This window comes from Ruegeria sp. AH12 (genome assembly GCF_056541465.1).
This window is the reverse complement of sequence record NZ_JBQFYL010000032.1, coordinates 1-2,976: the sequence shown is the minus strand read 5'-3', so window position 1 is coordinate 2,976 and position 2,976 is coordinate 1. Positions and strand designations below refer to the sequence as shown.

Below are 2,976 nucleotides of genomic sequence, written 5' to 3'. Positions count from 1 at the left end.
AGGCCTTCTGGTTCTGGCAGGCTGTTTGCGCGGCATGCGGCGGTGAGGGTGTTTGCGAGTAGGCAGGCGATGGTCATGGGGCCGACGCCTCCGGGGACGGGGGTGATGGCGCCGGCGCGTTCGGATGCTGAGGCATAGTCAACATCGCCGACCAGTTTATTCTTGCCGTCGCGCTCGATCCGGTTGATGCCAACGTCGATCACCGTGGCGCCTTCCTTGATCCAATCGCCTGGCACCATCTCGGGGCGGCCCACGGCGGCCACGACGATGTCGGCGCGGCGCACGACGTCGGGTAGATCCTTGGTTCGGCTATGCGCGATGGTCACGGTGCAGCTGTCGCCCAGCAGCAGCTGCGCCATCGGCTTGCCCACGATGTTCGACCGGCCAATCACAACCGCATCCATACCCGACAGCGAGCCATGATGGTCGCGCAGCATCATCAGACAGCCCAGCGGGGTGCAGGGGACCATCGATTTTTGGCCGGTGCCCAACAGACCCACATTCGAGATGTGGAAGCCGTCCACATCCTTGGCCGGGTCGATGGCGTTGATCACCAGATCTTCGTTCAGATGCTTGGGCAGCGGCAACTGCACCAGAATGCCGTGCACTGCAGGATCAGTGTTCAGCTTGTCGATCAGCGCCAGCAAATCCTCTTCCGAGGTGTCCACATCCAGCTTGTGCTCGTACGAGTTCATGCCGACCTCAACGGTCATCTTGCCTTTCGAACGCACATAGACCTGGCTTGCCGGGTCTTCGCCCACCAACACCACGGCCAGACCGGGCGTGATGCCGTTTTCTTCTTTCAGCTTTGCAACCTGATCGGCCACCTGCGCGCGTACTTTTGCGGCAAAGGCTTTACCGTCGATAACCTGGGCTACCATTCTTCAATCCCCTCTTCCAAAACGGATCAGGCGCACAAGGCGCCTGTTCGGTCAGTCAACGCCGATCACGCGTTCCTCGCGGGCAATCGACCAGTCAATCAATATGCGCCAGAGCTTCTCTGCAAGATCAGGGTCCATGCCCAATTCATCCGAGCTCTTGCGCACACGCTGCACCACCTCTTCGACGCGATCCGGGATACGGGCGGGCAGCCCCTCGCCGGGTTTCAGCTGGGATGCGCGGTCGATATAGCCCGCGCGCACTACCAACAATTCGATCAATTGGCGGTCCAGCTTGTCAATCTGAACCCGCAATTCCCGCATCGAGCGACAATCTTGCGGCGGTATCAGAGTGGGCATGTTTCTCTCCTCATGGCCCGGGGTAACCCCGGACCACGAGATGTCTTATTCAGCGGCTTAGAACAAGCCCTCGATCTCACCTGCGTCGTTAAGGCAGATGGTCTCGGCGGCCGGTTTGCGGGGCAGACCCGGCATGGTCATGATCTCACCGCAGACAACCACGATGAAGCCAGCACCGGCGGACAGGCGAACTTCACGCACCGGAACCGAATGGCCGGTGGGCGCGCCGCGCAGCGACGGGTCGGTCGAGAACGAGTACTGGGTTTTCGCCATACAGACCGGCAGGTTGCCATAGCCTGCTTCTTCCCACTCGCGCAGCTGGTTGCGGATCTTGTTGTCGGCCAGAACCTCGTCCGCGCGGTAGATGCGCTTGGCGATGGTTTCGACTTTCTCGAACAGCGGCATCTCGTCGGGGTAGATCGGCGCGAAGTTCGCGGTGCCACCTTCAACGATTTCCACAACTTTCTCGGCCAGCGGGGCAGAGCCTTCCGAGCCCAGTTCCCAGTGACGCGACAGAACCGCCTCAACTCCGTGATCGGCGCAGTAGCCCTTGACCGCATCAACTTCGGCATCGGTGTCGGTGACAAAGTGGTTGATGGCGACAACAACCGGAACGCCAAAGGATTTGACGTTCTCGATGTGACGGCCAAGGTTGGCACAGCCAGACTGAACTGCTTCAACGTTCTCGGCACCCAGATCGGCCTTGGCCACGCCGCCATTCATCTTCATCGCGCGCACGGTGGCAACCAGCACAACAGCCGACGGGGCGATGCCCGCCTTGCGGCACTTGATGTTCATGAACTTCTCGGCCCCCAGATCGGCGCCAAAACCAGCCTCGGTCACGACATAGTCGGCCACTTTCAGAGCGGTCTTGGTCGCGATGACCGAGTTACAGCCATGCGCGATATTCGCGAACGGGCCGCCGTGGACAAAGGCCGGGTTGTTTTCCAGCGTCTGAACCAGGTTCGGCTGCATCGCGTCTTTCAACAGAACGGTCATTGCGCCTTCGGCCTTGATGTCGCGGCAGTAAACCGGGGTCTTGTCGCGTCGGTAAGCAACGATGATGTCGCCCAGACGCTTTTCCAGATCTTTCAGGTCGTTGGCCAGACACAGGATCGCCATCACTTCGGACGCCACGGTGATGTCAAAGCCAGCCTCGCGCGGGAAGCCGTTCGACACACCACCCAAGCTGGCAGTGATCTGACGCAGCGCACGGTCATTCATGTCGACCACACGGCGCCATGCGACACGGCGGGTGTCGATTTCGGCTTCGTTGCCCCAGTAGATGTGGTTGTCGATCATCGCCGACAGCAGCGAGTGGGCCGAGGTGATGGCGTGGAAGTCACCGGTGAAGTGCAGGTTCATCTCTTCCATCGGAACAACCTGAGCGTAACCACCGCCCGCAGCGCCGCCCTTCATGCCGAAGTTAGGGCCAAGCGAGGCTTCGCGGATACAGATCATCGCATTCTTGCCAATGCGGTTCAGACCGTCACCCAGACCCACGGTGGTAGTGGTCTTACCCTCACCCGCCGGGGTCGGGTTGATCGCAGTCACAAGGATCAACTTGCCGTCTTCACGGCCCTGCACCGAGTTGATGAAGTCCTGGCTAACCTTCGCCTTGTCATGCCCATAGGGCAGCAGATCATCGCTGGAAATGCCCAGCTTCGCACCAATTTCCTGAATCGGCTTCTTCCTCGCCTCGCGGGCAATCTCAATGTCGGATTTGTAACTCATTGGG

General features: G+C 60.2%; 3 protein-coding genes. All 3 read right to left on the bottom strand.

Features of this window, described 5'->3' with window-relative positions; translation table 11 throughout:
* Positions 1-881, bottom strand: an 881-nt coding sequence (gene folD / locus ACR0EL_RS21290; RefSeq protein ID WP_480502149.1) for a bifunctional methylenetetrahydrofolate dehydrogenase/methenyltetrahydrofolate cyclohydrolase FolD, incomplete at its 3' end; no start/stop codon positions are given.
* 51 nt (positions 882-932) lie between these two features.
* Positions 933-1,238, bottom strand: a complete 306-nt coding sequence (locus tag ACR0EL_RS21285) for a chorismate mutase (RefSeq protein WP_480502148.1) — start codon at positions 1,236-1,238, stop codon at positions 933-935.
* Between the two features lie 57 nt (positions 1,239-1,295).
* Positions 1,296-2,972, bottom strand: a complete 1,677-nt coding sequence (locus ACR0EL_RS21280) for a formate--tetrahydrofolate ligase (protein ID WP_480502150.1) — start codon at positions 2,970-2,972, stop codon at positions 1,296-1,298.
* Positions 2,973-2,976 lie beyond the last annotated feature (4 nt).